Raw genomic sequence first — 14,607 nt, 5'->3', positions numbered from 1 at the left:
GTTGCCGGGCCGCATCGAGGACTACGCGCTGATCGGCGATTGCGAAACCGCCGCGCTGGTGAGCCGCAACGGTTCGATCGACTGGCTGTGCTGGCCGGCCTTCGATTCCGACGCCTGCTTCAGCGCGATGCTCGGTGACAAAAAGCACGGCCACTGGCAGATCGCTCCGCTGGCCGAGCTCGTAAACTGCACGCGGCGCTATCGCGGCGACACGCTGATCCTGGAAACCACCTTCGAGACCGCCGACGGCGCCGTCACGCTGATCGACTTCATGCCGCCGCGCGGCGCCGCTTCGGACATCGTTCGCATCGTTCGCGGGGACACGGGCCGCGTCAAGCTGCGGATGGATCTGGTGGAACGCTTCGGTTTCGGCGTCAACATTCCCTGGGTCAAGCGACAGGACGACGGCGCGCTGCTCGGCATCTGCGGGCCCGACATGGCGGTGCTGCGCACGCCGGTCGAGACCCACGGCGAGGATCTCACCACGGTCGCCGAATTCGAGGTAGGGGCCGGCGAGTCCGTGCCGTTCGTGCTGACCTATGGCCCTTCGCACCTGAAGGTGCCAGCGCCCATTAATGCAGACGATGCGCTAAAGGATACCGAGGCGTTCTGGCTGGATTGGAGCGGCCGCTGCACCTGTCACGGCGAAAGCCGCGATCTGGTGATGCGCTCGCTGATCACGCTGAAGGCGCTGACCTATGCGCCGTCCGGCGGCATCGTCGCAGCCCCCACCACATCGCTGCCGGAAAAACTCGGCGGCACCAGGAACTGGGACTACCGCTACTGCTGGCTGCGCGACGCCACCTTCACGCTGCTGGCGCTGATGAATTCGGGTTACACCGAGGAAGCTTCGGCCTGGCACAACTGGTTGCTGCGCGCGGCGGCGGGGTCGCCGGCCGAGGTGCAGATCATGTACGGCATCATGGGGCAGCGCCGCCTGCTGGAATGGGAGGCGGACTGGCTGCCGGGCTATGAGGGCGCGCAGCCGGTGCGCATCGGCAATGCCGCGCACGCGCAATTGCAGCTCGACGTTTATGGCGAACTCATCGATGCCTTCCACCAGTCGCGCATCGCGAAGCTGCAGCTCGACGGCGGTACCTGGGCGATTGAGCTCAAGGTGCTGGAGCATCTGGCCAGCGTCTGGGAGCAGCCCGACCACGGCATCTGGGAGATCCGCGGCGACGGCCAGCATTATGTGTTCTCGAAGGTGATGTGCTGGGTCGCATTCGACAAGGGCATCAAGAGCGCGGAGACATTCGGCCTTGAGGGCCCGCTGGATGACTGGCGCCGCTTGCGCGACACCATCCACCGCGACATCTGCGAGAAGGGCTTTGATCGCAGCCAGAACACCTTCGTGAAATTTTACGGCGCCGATACGCTGGACGCCAGCAACCTGCTGCTGCCGTCGGTCGGTTTTCTGCCGGCGTCCGACCCGCGCATTCAGGGCACCATCGCCGCCACCGAACGCCATTTGCTGCGCGACGGTTTCGTGCTGCGCCACGACCCGCGCGAGGTGTCTGGCGAGAAGCAGCCGATCGAAGGCGCCTTCCTGGCCTGCAGCCTGTGGCTGGCGGATGCCTATATCCTGGCTGGCGCGATCGCCAAGGCGCAAGATTTGTTCGACCGCGTCGTCGGCATCGCCAATGATGTCGGGTTGCTGGCGGAGGAATATGACTCCATCGCGAAGCGCCAGACCGGCAATTTTCCGCAGGCGCTGACGCATATCGCGCTGGTCAACACCGCGCACAATCTCGGCGGCGCGAAGCGGGACGCGGAGAAGAAGATGCAGCGGGCGGAGTAACGGCGCCTAGATTGCTGCATTCCGTCGCAGGATCATCTCCACCGCGCCGGCAAATCCGTCTTCCTCATTCGAGGTCGTGACGTCCGTCGCCTGCGCCTTGACGTCGTCCGTCGCATTGCCCATCGCGATCGACATGCCGGACACCTTGAACATCGGAAGATCGTTCTGCATGTCGCCGACGGTGGCGATGGCATCGGTGGTAATGCCGAGGCGCTGCGCCATTGCGGTCACGAAGGTGCCCTTGTTCTGCCCGGGCGGGGTGATGTCGAGATAGTAGTGCTGCGAACGCACCGCGACGGCGCTGTCGCCGAGCGCCTGCTGCATAGCGACTTCACAGCGCTCCAGCAGGGCAAAGTCCTTGCTGGCGCCGACGATCTTGCAGGCTTTGGCGAGATACGGCGCGAAGTCAGCGACCACGACCGGATCGTGCTGGATGGTATCCTGTTCGTGCGGGACATATTTGCCGTCGTCGCGCTTGATCAGCCATTCGTCGTTGGTGAACATCCAGACATCGACGCCGTATTGGTCCAACACTTCGATAGCGCGCTGCGCGGCCGCCTGCGGAATCAGATGCTGCGTAATGGCCTTCAACTGGCCATCGACCATCGAACTGCCGTTGAAAGGGCCAATCGGCAGGGTGATGCCGAGCGGTTCGATCAGGAAGCGCATACCGACCGGCGGGCGGCTCGACGTGATGGTGAAGCCGATGCCGGCGTCGTGCAGCTTCTGCACGGCTGCCCGGACCTTGTCGGTCAACCGTTTGTCCTTTGTCACCATCGTTCCATCGACATCGGAGACAACGAGCGCGATACGGGTCATGAAATCGTCCTGTTCTGAATTTGTCCGACGATAGCATCGATGATCGCCTCGACCGAAGCGTCGATCGATACCACGATCGGTCGTTCGTCCGGCCCCGGCGGTTCCAGCGTGGCGAACTGGCTGTCGAGCAAGCTGGTCGGCATGAAATGATCCTTGCGCGCAGTCATGCGGCTCTCGATCAATTCCCGACTGCCGTCGAGATAGACGATGCGAACGTCGTCGCGGCCATGCACCAGTACGTCGCGATAGGCGCGCTTCAGCGCGGAGCAGGCAACGACCAGACGGCCGCCAGAGTCAGAAACCTTGTCGATGGCGTCGGCGATCGCCTGCAGCCATGGCCAGCGGTCGTCGTCGGTCAAGGGCTGGCCGGCGCTCATCCTGGCGACGTTGGCCGCGGGATGAAAGCCGTCGCCGTCCGCGAAATCCCAACCGATCCGTTCGGCGAGCCTGGCGGCGACCGTGCTCTTGCCGGAGCCGGAGACGCCCATCACGATCAGTGCGCAGAGCGGGCTTGTGTCAGCCACGGTGATCTTCCGGCATCGCGTCGCGGTCGCATAGCCAGACGGTTTCGCCCTGATAGGAGCGTGCGCGGTTGGCCGGCAGGTCCGTGCCCTCCAGCACGCGCGACATGATCGCGCGCTTGTCGGCGCCGCCAACTTCAAACAGCATCTCGCGGCACGATCCCAGCGTCGGCAGCGTCAGCGACACCCGCGGCACGAACGGCTCGACATGCGCTTCGGACACGCCGACTACCCATTGGTCGGTGACCTCGACTGCCGGATAGGAGGGAAACAGCGAGGCGATATGGCCGTCGGGGCCGACGCCGAGCAGTACCAGATCGAACAGCGGCTGCGGTGGATCGAATTCAAGGGCGCCGTAGAAGCGCTGCAGTTCTTCCTCGTACAGCCGCGCGGCCTCATAGGGGCTGTGCGCTTCGGTATCGATCGGATGGATGTTGGCCGCAGGTGCGCAGCGATCGAGGAAGATGCCGCGCGCCATGCTCATATTGTGCAGGGGATTGCCGGGCTTCACGAAACGGTCGTCGCCGATGAACCAGTGAACCCGGTCCCACGGTATGCGACCCTGATAGGGTTCCTGGCCGAGCAGCTCATAAAGCCGCCTGGGGCTGGAGCCGCCGGTCAGGCAGATCGCGATGCGACCGGGATTGTCCGCGATCCGTGCCATCACGCGATCGGCAGCCGCGAATGCGAGCGCCGTCGCATCGGCCACCACAACGAATTTGCGGCCGAGCGCCACCATCTAACCCAGCTTCCGCCAGCTACGGCCGTCGCGGGCCATCAGTTCATCGGCCTCGACCGGGCCCTCGCTGCCGGCCCGGTAGCTCTTCAACCCGCTGGAGCCGGCATTTTTCCACGCATCCAGGAACGGCTCGACGGCGCACCAGCCGGCTTCGACGCTGTCGGCGCGTTGGAACAGGATGTTGTCGCCGATCATGCAGTCGTAGATCAGCGTCTCATAGCCGGTCGACGGCTGGGCCTTGAAGTAGTCCTTGTAACGAAACTTCATCTCGACGCCGTCGATCTTGATCGCCGGGCCGGGGACTTTGGTGTTGAACTGCAGCGCGATGCCCTCGTTCGGCTCGACGCCGATGACGAGGTAGTTGTGCGACAGCGCCTCCACCGGCGTGCCCTGAAACATGGCAAACGGCGCCTGTTTGAACTTGATCGCAACCTCGGTACGCTTGGTCGCCAGCGCCTTGCCGGTGCGCAGATAGAACGGCACTCCGGCCCAGCGCCAGTTGTCGATGATCAGCTTGAGCGCCGCATAGGTCTCTGTCGTGCTGCCGTTGGCGACGTCCTTGGTCTTGTGATAGTCCTCGATCACGGTGTCATCGACGGTGCCGCCGATATACTGGCCGCGCACAGAATTGTGCAGCGCCTCGGCCTCGCTCTGCAACTGGATTGCCGCCAGCACATTTGCCTTTTCGGCGCGCACCGAATGGGCGTCGAAACGGGTCGGCGGCTCCATCGCCACCAGCGACAGCAACTGGAACAGATGGTTCGGCACCATGTCACGCAGCGCGCCGGTGGCGTCGTAGAAACTGCCGCGATGACCGACACCGAGTTTCTCGTCGACGGTGATCTGCACGTGGTCGATATGGTTGCGATTCCATATCGGCTCGAACATGCCGTTGGCAAAGCGCAGCACCAGGATATTCTGCACCGTCTCCTTGCCGAGATAATGGTCGATCCGATAGATCTGGTGCTCGGTTAGGATCTCGAGCAGATCGGCATTCAGCTTCTTTGCCGATTCCAGATCGGTGCCGAATGGCTTTTCCACCACCAGACGCCGCCACGAGCCGTTTTCCTGCAGCATGCCGGTGCGGCCGAGCTCACGCGCGATGGGCGCGAAACCGTCAGGCGGGGTCGCCAGATAGAACAGCCGGTTGCCGCCGGTTTGGCGGCGTTCTTCCAGCGCGTCGAGCTGTTCGCGCATCCGGTCGAAGGATGCCGGGTCCTCCGGATCGGCCTCGATGCTGGTGACGCATTCCAGCAGCTGCCGGGCAATGGCGTCATCGATCGGGCGGGTCGCGAATTTCTTCAGGCCCGCCAGAAGGCCTTCGCGCAGTTCATCGGCCGAGGTCGCCTTGCGGGCAATGCCGACCACGCAGAATTTTTCCGGCAGCAGATTGGAGGCGGCGAGATTGTACAGCGCCGGCATCACCAGCCGATGGGCGAGGTCGCCGGTGACGCCGAAGATGACGAAGGAGCAGGGATCGGGCTTCCGTGTGTTGTTCTGGGCGTCTGTCACGTTGGCTATGCCTTCGGCTTGACGATGTCGGGGGCATTCTGTGCGACCGGGTGCGGATGCTGGTCCGGCTCCTTGTGGCCGCCGAAGCCGGCGCGCATCGCCGACAGGATTTTCTCGGCGAAGGTGTGTTCCTTGCGCGAGCGGAAGCGCGCGAACAGCGCCGCCGTCAGCACTTCGGCCGGCACCGATTCATCGATCGCCGCATTCACCGTCCAGCGGCCTTCGCCGGAATCCTCGACATAGCCTGAATAGGTGTCGAGCGTTTCGTTCTTCGCCAGCGCGGAAGAGGTAAGGTCGAGCAGCCATGACGGGATCACGCTGCCGCGACGCCACACTTCGGCAATGTCCGGCAGGTTGAGGGTGAAGCGATGAGCTTCGGGAAGGACGTCGAGATCGGCATTCTTGAGAATGTCGAAGCCCTCGGCATAGGCCTGCATCAGCCCGTATTCGATGCCATTGTGGACCATCTTGACAAAGTGGCCGGCGCCGACCGGGCCGGCATGGATGTAGCCCTGCTCGATGCGCGGATCGCGGCCGTCGCGGCCCGGCGTCAGCGGAATGTCGCCGATCCCCGGCGCCAGCGTGGCGAAGATCGGATCGAGCCGGTCGACGATCTTCTTGTCGCCGCCGATCATCATGCAGTAGCCGCGCTCAAAGCCCCACACGCCGCCGGAAGTGCCGACATCGATATAATGCAGGCCCTTTTCCTTCAGTGCCTTGCCGCGGCGAACGTCGTCCTGCCAGAACGTGTTGCCGCCATCGATAATGATGTCGTCGGGCTCCAGCAGCCTGGTCAGCGCGTCGATCGTGGCCTCGGTGATCTTGCCGGCCGGCAGCATCACCCATACCGCGCGGGGCTTCGCCAGCTTGCCGACGAACTCCTCCAGTGAGGCGCCGCCGACGGCGTTCTCGGCGACCAGCGCCGCTACAGCCTTGGGGTCCTTGTCATAGACAACGGCGGTATGGCCGTTCTTCATCAGGCGGCGGACAATATTGCCGCCCATCCGGCCGAGGCCGATCATCCCGAGCTGCATGTGGACATCCTTGTTGACTACGCATGGTCTGATCCGAAAACCGGTACCCGCTTTTCGGGATCATGCATTGTTCTATTGAAGCGCGGCGATGATGGCCTTGTCGAGTTGGGCAAGTCCGGCAGCAAGATCGCCCTTAAGGTGGACGCGCAGCGCACGGCGACCGCGCTCGGTCAGCACGCCGAAATCGCCACGCGCCTGTGCCGCCTTGATGACGCCGAATGAAGCCTTCTGGCCGGGCACCGCGAGATCGCCAGCGTCGTCCGCGGTGATCTGCAGGAACACGCCACTGGCCGGCCCGCCCTTGTAGGCCTGTCCGGTGGAATGCAGGAAGCGCGGCCCGAATTCGGCGCAGGTCGCGACATGCTTGTTGTCGCGCACCGCCATCCGCATTTTCTGCAGAGTGTCGATATGGCTGCCGTCGCGCTCGATATAAGCGAGCAGCGCGACGTAGTCGCCGGCATTGGCGCGACCGAGATGCGCCTTGATCCAGGAGTTCAGGTCGCCATCGGCGCCGGCCTTGCGCAGCGCGCCGGCATTGTTCTCGTCGGTGTACAGTTCGACGTCGCCGAGCGTGGCCGCCGGCGTCTCGGCGGGCAGCGATCCGCTCTTCTCGAAGGCGGCGGTGAGGTCGCGCGTTTTGATCTTGGCGTCCTCGACGTCGGGCTGGTTGAACGGGTTGATGCCGAGGACCGAGCCGGCGACGGCGGTCGCGATCTCGAGGCGAAAGAACTCCTGCCCGATATGGTCGATCGACTTCAGCGCGATGCGCACGACCGGATGACCGGCCGCCTCCAGCGCATCAAGTTTGCCGTCATGCGCGGCATCGTTCTCGCCCTCGGTGCGCAGATCAATGAAGAAGCGATCCTTGCCGTAGACATCGGGCGCGCCCAGCGTCTCGCCGTCGACCGGAACCAGACCCTTACCGTCCTTGCCGGTGGATTCGGCGATCAGCTGTTCGGCCCAGGCGCCGAATTCGGCGATCTTGTCCGACGACAGGATGGTGACCTTGTCGCGTCCCTCAAGCCCCGCTGCGCCCATCGCGAGGCCGAGCTGCACGCCGGGGTTTTCCGACGGCGGCACGTCAGGTCCGCAGGACAACACCATCGAATGTGTCAGTTCGAGTAGTCTCTTCACATCGATCCCGGCGGCCACCGCCGGCACGATGCCGAAAGGCGACAACACGGAATAGCGTCCGCCGATGGTGGGATCGCCGTGGAAGATTCGCGCGAACTTCTGCGATGTCGCGACCTTCTCCAGCGACGAGCCGGGATCGGTCACGGCAACAAAGTGTTCGCCGGCCTTGTCGGCGCCGACCGCCTTGGTCACTTCCGCGAAGAAGTAGTCCTTCATCACGTTGGGTTCGGTGGTGCCGCCGGATTTGCTGGAGACGATGAACAGCGTCTTCGCCATGTTCACCGCCGCGCCCATCGCACGAACCTGCGCGGGGTCGGTGGAGTCGAGCACGCGCAGCTTCGGGAAGCCCGCGGCTTGCGCGAAGGTCTGCGCCAGCACGTCGGGCCCGAGGCTGGAGCCGCCCATGCCGAGCACGACGGCATCGCTGAAGCCCTGCGCCTTCACCCATTTCGCGAACCTGGCATAGTCGGAGAGCTTGGCCTTTTCGGCACTGACGCTGTTGAGCCAGCCCAGCCACTTGTCTTCATCGGCGCCGGTCCAGACGGACTTGTCCCTGTGCCACAGCCTGCGAATCCTAGCGGATGCGCGCCATTCCTCGGTACTGGTCTTCACGGCGTCGGCCAACCTCTTGGCAAGCCCTAGCTTCTGCGCATCGATGTTGCCGGCCAGCGCGGCTGCGCGCTTGTGGGCGACCGCGCCGTAGAGCTTGTCGGCGGCGTCGGCGAACTGCTTGACGCCGTCCGCCACGAGATCGGTGGTAATCTTGTCGAGCGAGATGCCGGCCTTGTCGAGATCCGCCAGCACCTGTCGCGCGGCCCCGACGTTTTCTTCAAGGCTGTCGCGCAACAGCCCGTGGTCGCGGAAGGCGTCCAGCGTGGCGGGCGGCACGGTGTTGACGGTGTTCGGCCCGATCAACTCCTCGACATACAGCGTGTCGCGGTATTCCTTGCTCTTGGTGCCGGTCGAGGCCCACAGCAGCCGCTGCGGCTTGGCCCCCTTTGCGGCCAGTTTGTCCCAGCGCGCGCCGGAAAACAGCTTCTTGTAATCCTGGTAGGCCAGCTTGGCGTTGGCGATCGCGACCTTGCCCTTCAAGGCGGCAAGCCGTGCCTTTTCGCTGGGATCATTGGCCTTGGCGATCTTGTCGTCGAGTTGCTTGTCGACCTGCGCATCGATGCGGCTGACGAAGAAGCTGGCGACGCTGGCAATATGTGAGGGATCACCGCCGCCGGCCACATGATGTTCAAGCCCGGCGAGATACGCCTCGGCGACCTCGCGATAGGTCTGCTGCGCGAACAGGAGCGTAACGTTGATGCTGATGCCTTCGCCGATCAGTTGGCGGATCGCGGGCAGGCCCTCGGCGGTCGCCGGCACCTTGACCATCAGGTTCGGCCGCGCGACGTTCTTCCAGAGACGCTGCGCCTCGGTGATCGTGCCCGTGGTGTCGAGCGCCAGATAGGGCGACACCTCCAGGCTGACGAAGCCGTCGGTGCCCTTGAGGCTGTCATAGACTGGCTTCAGCACATCGGCGGCGTGCTGGATATCCTCGATGGCGAGATGCTCGAACAGCTCGGCTGGTGCCTTGTCGCCGGACTTCAACGCCTCGCCGATCGGCGCATCATATTCGTCCGAACTGCCGATCGCCTTTTCAAAGATCGAGGGGTTCGAAGTGACGCCTTTCACGGCGTCGGTGTCGATCAGCTTCTTGAGGTCGCCCTTGGCGACGAAACCACGAGCCAAAAAGTCCAGCCAAACGGCCTGGCCATGCGATTCAAGTGCTTTGACAGGATTCATGATGCCTTGTTCTGTTCGATATGATCATGGCGCCAGCGGCGGTCTGACATGGCGGTCTTTCTGGTTCCAATGATCGCCCCAAAACCCTACGCGTGGCAAGGTAAACGGTTCCATTTTTGCCGAGGCAGCCGGATCGCAATTGCGTGTTAACGATGATCGACGGCAGCGCTGTGACGGCTGAATAAAATTGCGCCGGAATTGCGCCCATGGCTGCGGCGGTGGCCCGTGAAAACAAGCGAGGTATGGGACGATCCAGGGTGGCCCGTGCGGGCATTTCACCTTGGTCGCGGCAAATACCGGATGCGTTCAACCGGCTCGAATGTCAGGACGGTCCGTTACAAATCTGCTTTCGCCAGATCCCACATCAGACGATAGATGCCGCTGGAAATCAGCGTTGCCGAGGAAGCGGCGACGGCGGCGTCGAAGCGGCCGTGCATCACGCTGGCGACCGCCTCGGCATCGGTGCCGTCGATCATCACGTACCAGTCGCGCGCGGCCGGGTTAGGCGCGGCGGGATCGTCGGTGAGCGGCTTCGACAGACGAGGGTCGCTTTCCATCAGATGCAGGGAGATGATGCCGTCGAGTGTGCCGGGATCGAGCAGGGCCTTGATGCCGGCGCGCAGCGCGTCGGCGTTATCCTGTGGCGGCCGGATACGCACCAGCCCGAGCACGGCGCCGCGGCCCTGGCCGCGGCTTGCGGTGATGCGCGCCACCGAGCGCAGCATGTTCTGGAAGCGGCCGATATTGGTTTTCGACCAGACGGTCTGGCTCGCCAGCGCCGTGCGATAGGCGTCGCTGTCGAGCACGTCGAATGTTTTTGTCGAATACAGCCCGAGATATTTCGGGCAGTTTGGGGAGGCTGCGACGGCGACGTAGCGCCGAGCCTCCATGAAGCCTTCGATGGCGACGCGCTCGGCGAGATGTTCGCGGTCATACCACGCATTGAATTCATGCTCATGGGCAGCGTCGATATCCATCGACGTCATCAGCATGCCCGTTCCGGCGATCGGCATTTATGGATCCTGTTTCAGTTTCGAGGCGAGGTCGGCGATCGCCTTCATCACGGCGTCGCGGACGCCGGGATCGTACAACGAGTGCCCGGCGCCTTCGACGATACGGACTTCTGCATTCTGCCAGGCGGCGGCGAGTGCATGTGAGGTCGAGGGCGGACACAGGAAATCGAAACGTCCCTGCACGATGATCCCTGGAATGTCTCTTAGCGTGGCGGATTCCGCCAGCAATTGTCCCGGCCGCATGAAACAGGCGTGCTGGAAGTAGTGCGCCTCCATGAACGGCGTCGCGGGCAGCGACCGGGTGGTGTCCGTCAGTGCCGGCATATCGAGCCGCGTGCGCTTTGGAGCGTGCTCCGACAAAATGCTCTCGGTGCCGCCCCAGGCGCGCGCGGCCGGCGTGTGGATCGCGGCGTCGGCGTCGAGAATCCGGCGATAGTAGTTCGGCAGCGGCGCGCCGCGTTCATCTGCGGGGAGGGCGGCGAGAAAGTCTTTGTACAAATCGGGATAATGCCGCGGCAGCACGTCGAGAAACGCGCCGTCGAGTTCTTCCTTTGTGCCGAGAAACGTTGCGCGCAACACGATGCCGGTGACGCGCTTTGGATGCGCCTGCGCATAGGCCAGCGCCAGCGTCGCGCCCCATGAGCCGCCGACCACCAGCCATTTCGCGAAGCCGAATTTTTCGCGGATGGTCTCCATGTCGGCGATCAGATGCGTAGTCGTATTGGCCTCGCGAAACCCCTTCGGCGTGCTGCGGCCGGCGCCGCGCTGGTCGAACAGCACGGTGTGAAAACGCTGCGGATCGAACAGCCGGCGATGGTCCGGCTGGCAGCCGCTGCCGGGCCCGCCGTGCAGATAGAGCGCGGGGATGCCATCGGCGCGCCCGACGCTCTCTACATAGATCTCGTGGCCGTTGCCGACATCGAGATGTTCAGACGTCAGCGGTGCGAAGGGATCGACCTGGCCCGCGGCCCGGCCGGCGTCGGCATCAGCCATGGTCGGTTTCCAGCGTACCGCCGGCAAAGTTGCGATACAGGAAGCGGCTCGTGCCTTCCGCGGATTCGGTTTCGGCCATCTTGAAGATTTCCTCGTGCCGCGGCGACAGCGTGCAGGCGGGGTCGGTATTACCCGCACTGCCGGTCAGCGCAAAGGCCTGACAGCGGCAGCCGCCGAAGTCGATCTCCTTGAACGCGCAACTCGCGCACGGCTCGGGCATCCAGCCGGTGCCGCGATAGCGGTTGAAGGCCTCGCTGTTCTGCCAGATCCAGGCGATCGAATGGTTCGAGCGCACCGACAGGAATTCCATGCCGGTGATGGTCTCGGCCGCATGGCACGGCAGGATCTTGCCGGCCGGCGAGATGTTGAAGAACTGCCGGCCCCAGCCGCCCATGCACTTCTTCGGCCGCAGCGCGTAATAATCCGGCACCACATAGTCGATGTCGAGAATGCCCTTCAGGCGCACCGTAGCGTCCTCGACGATGCGGCTGGTCTCCTCGATCTGCTCGATCGTCGGCATCAGGGCGGCGCGATTCTTCAGCGCCCAGCCGTAATACTGCACGTTGGCGACTTCTAGCCGGTCGGCGTCGAGATCGACCGCCATCTGGATGATATCCGCAAGCTGGTGCAGGTTCTGCCGGTGCATCACGGCATTCACCGTCAGCGGCATGTCCAGCTCTCGCGTCCAGCGGGCGACTTCGAGCTTCCTAGCGTGGCCGTTCTTGTAGCCGCCAACGCGGTCGGCCACCACCGGCTCGTTGCCCTGGAAACTGATCTGCACATGGCACAGTCCGGCATCGGCCAGCGCGGAAAGCTTGTCGCGCGTCAGCAGCACGGCTGAGGTGATCAGGTTGGAATACAGCCCGACATCAGTGGCGTGCTGCACCAGTTCGACGAGGTCTTTTCGTGCGGTCGGTTCGCCGCCCGAGAAATGGATTTGCAGCACGCCGATCTCGGCGAGTTCGGACAAAACCTTCTTCCACTCGGCGGTGGTCAGCTCGTTGCTGCTGCGCTCAAGCTCTACGGGGTTCGAGCAATACGGGCATTGCAGCGGGCAGCGATGCGTGAGCTCGGCCAGCACCGCCAGAGGAATGCCAAACGTCTCCGCCGTCGAGCGGGTCTTTTCCAGGATCGCCAGGCCGTCGCCGGGATCGGCGGCGTAGACCGGGCTGGCATCAGTGAGAGTCGGGCTCATCCCGTTTTCTCCCGCGCTTGGGTCAGGAATCCCTTGTCGGCCAAATTCTGCAGCATCGCGATCACGTCGGCGCCGATGTCTGCGCGGGGTGCCGCGTATTTCGCCGCCATCAGGTCGATGATGTCGGCGACGCTGCGGGCGCCGTCGCATAGTTGCAGGATCTCCACCGCGATCTCGTCCGGCGCCAGCACGCGCTCCGGCGCCAGGATCACCCAGACTTGCCGGCTCTCGTCGAATTTCAACCGGGCATGGCGCGGCAGCACCGGCCGGCTGGCCTCCTCGACACTCAGGCGTCGGCTGCGCGGTTCTGCCATCGGTTTGCCTCAGGCGTCAGCGGGCACGAAAGCGCCCGGGGGCACGTGGCCGTTGACGTAAGCATGGTACAAAGCATCGAGCTGCACCCACAGCACGTTGGTCTTGAAGATCAGCGCGTTGCAGACAGCTTCGCGCTCGGCCGGTGTATTGGCGTGCTTGCGGACGTAGTCGAGTGCAAAATTGGCGTCGCGCGGCGCGTGGGTCAGGCGGCGGCTGAAATAGCTCATGATGTCCGGGTTCACGAAATCATAGTGCTTCAGCATCCCCGCGATGCGTTCTTCGTGCAGGTTCGGCGCGAACAATTCGGTGAGCGACGAGGCGATCGCCTCCAGCGGACTCTTGTCGCGGACGAAATGCACATAGGCATCGACTGCAAAGCGCGTCGCCGGCAGGATGCCTTCGCCGGATTCGACATAGCCACTGTCGAGGCCAAGGCCCTCGGTCAGCTTCAGCCAGCGCTCGATGCCGCCTTCGGTGCCGACGTTGCCGTCATGGTCCTCGATGCGGTGCCGCCATTCGATCCGCACATCGCGGTCGCGGAAGCGCGAGATCACGACGGCATCCTTGATCGGGATCGAGCTCTGATAGTAGTAGCGGTTCAGCGCCCAGGCCTGCACCTGACCCTTGTTGAGTTTGCCGCCATGCAACAAATGGTGGAACGGATGCAGGCTGTGATAGCGGGTTGCGCCGATGTGTCGCAGCGTCGCTTCCAGCTGCTCGGCGCTGTCGAGCGGCGTGCTGGATACCAGTGAGAAGGCGGTGAGGGCGTTCACGGCGTGATCTCCATGCCATCGTGGCCGATCTGCCAGCCGGCCTTTTGCAACGTGGCGCGCTCCGGTGAATCGGGTAGCAGCGCCGGGTTTGAATTGTTGATGTGCAGAAAAACCTTTTGCGCAATTTCGCAGTCGGCCAGCATGGCGAGCGCGCCGTCGTCACCGGACATCGACAGGTGGCCCATGCGTTGCCCGGTCTTCACGCCCAGGCCTGCCTCGATCAACTCGTCGTCGCGCCACACCGTGCCGTCGAACAGCACCAGCGGCGCCCCGTGCAGCCGCTGCTTCAGTTCCGGCGTAACGCGCGCGCAGGCCGCGATGAAATAGAAATGTTGCCCGCTGGCCTTGTCCTCGATGCGCAGTCCGAGCGTGTCGCCGTCGTCGCTATTGCCCGCGCCGGCCGGATGGTCATGTCCTTCGAGATACCACGCGCTCTTGCCGGGAACGACGAAGGGTAGCACTTCAATCCCCGACGGCGCGCCGTCCGGCAAGGTCGGTTCAAAGCTCTGATCGACGGCAATGGCTTCGCGGCGCACGTTTTTCTCGCTGAGCACGTTGAAGATGCTGTTGCTTTTCAGGATCGCCAGCACGCGCTGGTGGGCATACAGGATAAATGGCGAGCCCTCGCGCATCGACAAGAGCCCGGCGACGGCATCGACTTCGCCATTGGTCAGGATCACGCCGGCAATTGGCGTATGGCGGAGATGGCCGGCCTTGGGATGCAGCTGCGGCGTGTCGATCAACTGCTGGCGCAGCTCGGGCGCGGCATTGATCAGGAACCAGTTGCTGTTATCGATGCTGATCGCGATCGAGGCCTGGCTGCTTTGCAATCCCGGCTGTTCGCGCGCGGCGCGACAAATCCGGCAGCCGCAATTCCATTGCGGAACGCCGCCGCCCGCCGCGGCCCCAAGAACGATAACACGCAACATGACATCGCTCCTGAACCGCAACCTAATGGGGCGCCATC

13 protein-coding genes are annotated in these 14,607 nt (G+C 63.8%); 1 reads left to right on the top strand and 12 read right to left on the bottom strand.

Going from position 1 to position 14,607, the window contains the following annotated elements; all coding sequences use genetic code 11:
- Position 1: 1 nt before the first annotated feature.
- Positions 2-1,801 carry a glycoside hydrolase family 15 protein gene (locus tag JWQ24_RS12850; RefSeq protein WP_299808258.1) on the top strand — a complete coding sequence of 600 codons (1,800 nt, stop codon included), beginning with the start codon at positions 2-4 and terminating at the stop codon, positions 1,799-1,801.
- 6 nt (positions 1,802-1,807) lie between these two features.
- On the opposite strand, the gene JWQ24_RS12845 is transcribed toward JWQ24_RS12850, so the two are convergent.
- The 12 genes from JWQ24_RS12845 to pqqB form a co-directional block, all read right to left on the bottom strand.
- Positions 1,808-2,620 carry a Cof-type HAD-IIB family hydrolase gene (locus JWQ24_RS12845; RefSeq protein ID WP_299808255.1) on the bottom strand — a complete coding sequence of 271 codons (813 nt, stop codon included), beginning with the start codon at positions 2,618-2,620 and terminating at the stop codon, positions 1,808-1,810.
- Complete coding sequence (locus JWQ24_RS12840) at positions 2,617-3,108, bottom strand: gluconokinase (RefSeq protein WP_299808364.1); 492 nt, start codon at positions 3,106-3,108, stop codon at positions 2,617-2,619. The genes JWQ24_RS12845 and JWQ24_RS12840 overlap by 4 nt, the downstream gene beginning before the upstream one ends.
- Before the next feature lie 28 nt (positions 3,109-3,136).
- On the bottom strand, positions 3,137-3,880 hold the full coding sequence (gene pgl, locus JWQ24_RS12835; protein ID WP_299808252.1) for a 6-phosphogluconolactonase: 744 nt from the start codon (positions 3,878-3,880) through the stop codon (positions 3,137-3,139).
- Complete coding sequence (gene zwf, locus JWQ24_RS12830; RefSeq protein WP_299808250.1) at positions 3,881-5,392, bottom strand: glucose-6-phosphate dehydrogenase; 1,512 nt, start codon at positions 5,390-5,392, stop codon at positions 3,881-3,883. It lies immediately after the preceding gene.
- 5 nt (positions 5,393-5,397) lie between these two features.
- Positions 5,398-6,426: a phosphogluconate dehydrogenase (NAD(+)-dependent, decarboxylating) gene (gnd, locus tag JWQ24_RS12825; RefSeq protein WP_299808249.1), complete on the bottom strand. Its 1,029-nt coding sequence runs from the start codon at positions 6,424-6,426 to the stop codon at positions 5,398-5,400.
- A 72-nt stretch (positions 6,427-6,498) separates the two neighbouring features.
- Positions 6,499-9,351, bottom strand: a complete 2,853-nt coding sequence (locus tag JWQ24_RS12820; RefSeq protein WP_299808247.1) for a bifunctional transaldolase/phosoglucose isomerase — start codon at positions 9,349-9,351, stop codon at positions 6,499-6,501.
- Between the two features lie 335 nt (positions 9,352-9,686).
- Positions 9,687-10,364 carry a DUF4286 family protein gene (locus JWQ24_RS12815; protein ID WP_299808245.1) on the bottom strand — a complete coding sequence of 226 codons (678 nt, stop codon included), beginning with the start codon at positions 10,362-10,364 and terminating at the stop codon, positions 9,687-9,689.
- Positions 10,365-11,357, bottom strand: coding sequence for a prolyl aminopeptidase (gene pip / locus JWQ24_RS12810; protein ID WP_299808242.1), 993 nt, complete (start codon positions 11,355-11,357; stop codon positions 10,365-10,367).
- Positions 11,350-12,552 carry a pyrroloquinoline quinone biosynthesis protein PqqE gene (gene pqqE, locus JWQ24_RS12805; protein ID WP_299808239.1) on the bottom strand — a complete coding sequence of 401 codons (1,203 nt, stop codon included), beginning with the start codon at positions 12,550-12,552 and terminating at the stop codon, positions 11,350-11,352. Before pqqE ends, pip begins: the two co-directional genes overlap by 8 nt.
- Complete coding sequence (pqqD, locus tag JWQ24_RS12800; RefSeq protein ID WP_299808236.1) at positions 12,549-12,866, bottom strand: pyrroloquinoline quinone biosynthesis peptide chaperone PqqD; 318 nt, start codon at positions 12,864-12,866, stop codon at positions 12,549-12,551. The genes pqqE and pqqD overlap by 4 nt, the downstream gene beginning before the upstream one ends.
- A gap of 9 nt (positions 12,867-12,875) precedes the next feature.
- On the bottom strand, positions 12,876-13,640 hold the full coding sequence (gene pqqC, locus JWQ24_RS12795; RefSeq protein ID WP_299808233.1) for a pyrroloquinoline-quinone synthase PqqC: 765 nt from the start codon (positions 13,638-13,640) through the stop codon (positions 12,876-12,878).
- Positions 13,637-14,569: a pyrroloquinoline quinone biosynthesis protein PqqB gene (gene pqqB / locus JWQ24_RS12790; protein WP_299808230.1), complete on the bottom strand. Its 933-nt coding sequence runs from the start codon at positions 14,567-14,569 to the stop codon at positions 13,637-13,639. The genes pqqC and pqqB overlap by 4 nt, the downstream gene beginning before the upstream one ends.
- Between the last annotated feature and the right edge of the window lie 38 nt (positions 14,570-14,607).

The sequence above is a fragment of the Tardiphaga sp. genome (genome assembly GCF_028290495.1).
GTDB lineage: Bacteria > Pseudomonadota > Alphaproteobacteria > Rhizobiales > Xanthobacteraceae > Tardiphaga.
This window is presented reverse-complemented; position numbering and strand designations above follow the sequence as displayed.

Coding starts and splice junctions, on each gene's coding strand:
- JWQ24_RS12845 (WP_299808255.1), bottom strand. CDS start 2,620: ATGACCCGTATCGCGCTCGTTGTCTCCGATGTCGATGGAACGATGGTG.
- JWQ24_RS12840 (WP_299808364.1), bottom strand. CDS start 3,108: ATGGGCGTCTCCGGCTCCGGCAAGAGCACGGTCGCCGCCAGGCTCGCC.
- pgl (WP_299808252.1), bottom strand. CDS start 3,880: ATGGTGGCGCTCGGCCGCAAATTCGTTGTGGTGGCCGATGCGACGGCG.
- gnd (WP_299808249.1), bottom strand. CDS start 6,426: ATGCAGCTCGGGATGATCGGCCTCGGCCGGATGGGCGGCAATATTGTC.
- JWQ24_RS12820 (WP_299808247.1), bottom strand. CDS start 9,351: ATGAATCCTGTCAAAGCACTTGAATCGCATGGCCAGGCCGTTTGGCTG.
- JWQ24_RS12815 (WP_299808245.1), bottom strand. CDS start 10,364: ATGCCGATCGCCGGAACGGGCATGCTGATGACGTCGATGGATATCGAC.
- pip (WP_299808242.1), bottom strand. CDS start 11,357: ATGGCTGATGCCGACGCCGGCCGGGCCGCGGGCCAGGTCGATCCCTTC.
- pqqE (WP_299808239.1), bottom strand. CDS start 12,552: ATGAGCCCGACTCTCACTGATGCCAGCCCGGTCTACGCCGCCGATCCC.
- pqqD (WP_299808236.1), bottom strand. CDS start 12,866: ATGGCAGAACCGCGCAGCCGACGCCTGAGTGTCGAGGAGGCCAGCCGG.
- pqqB (WP_299808230.1), bottom strand. CDS start 14,569: ATGTTGCGTGTTATCGTTCTTGGGGCCGCGGCGGGCGGCGGCGTTCCG.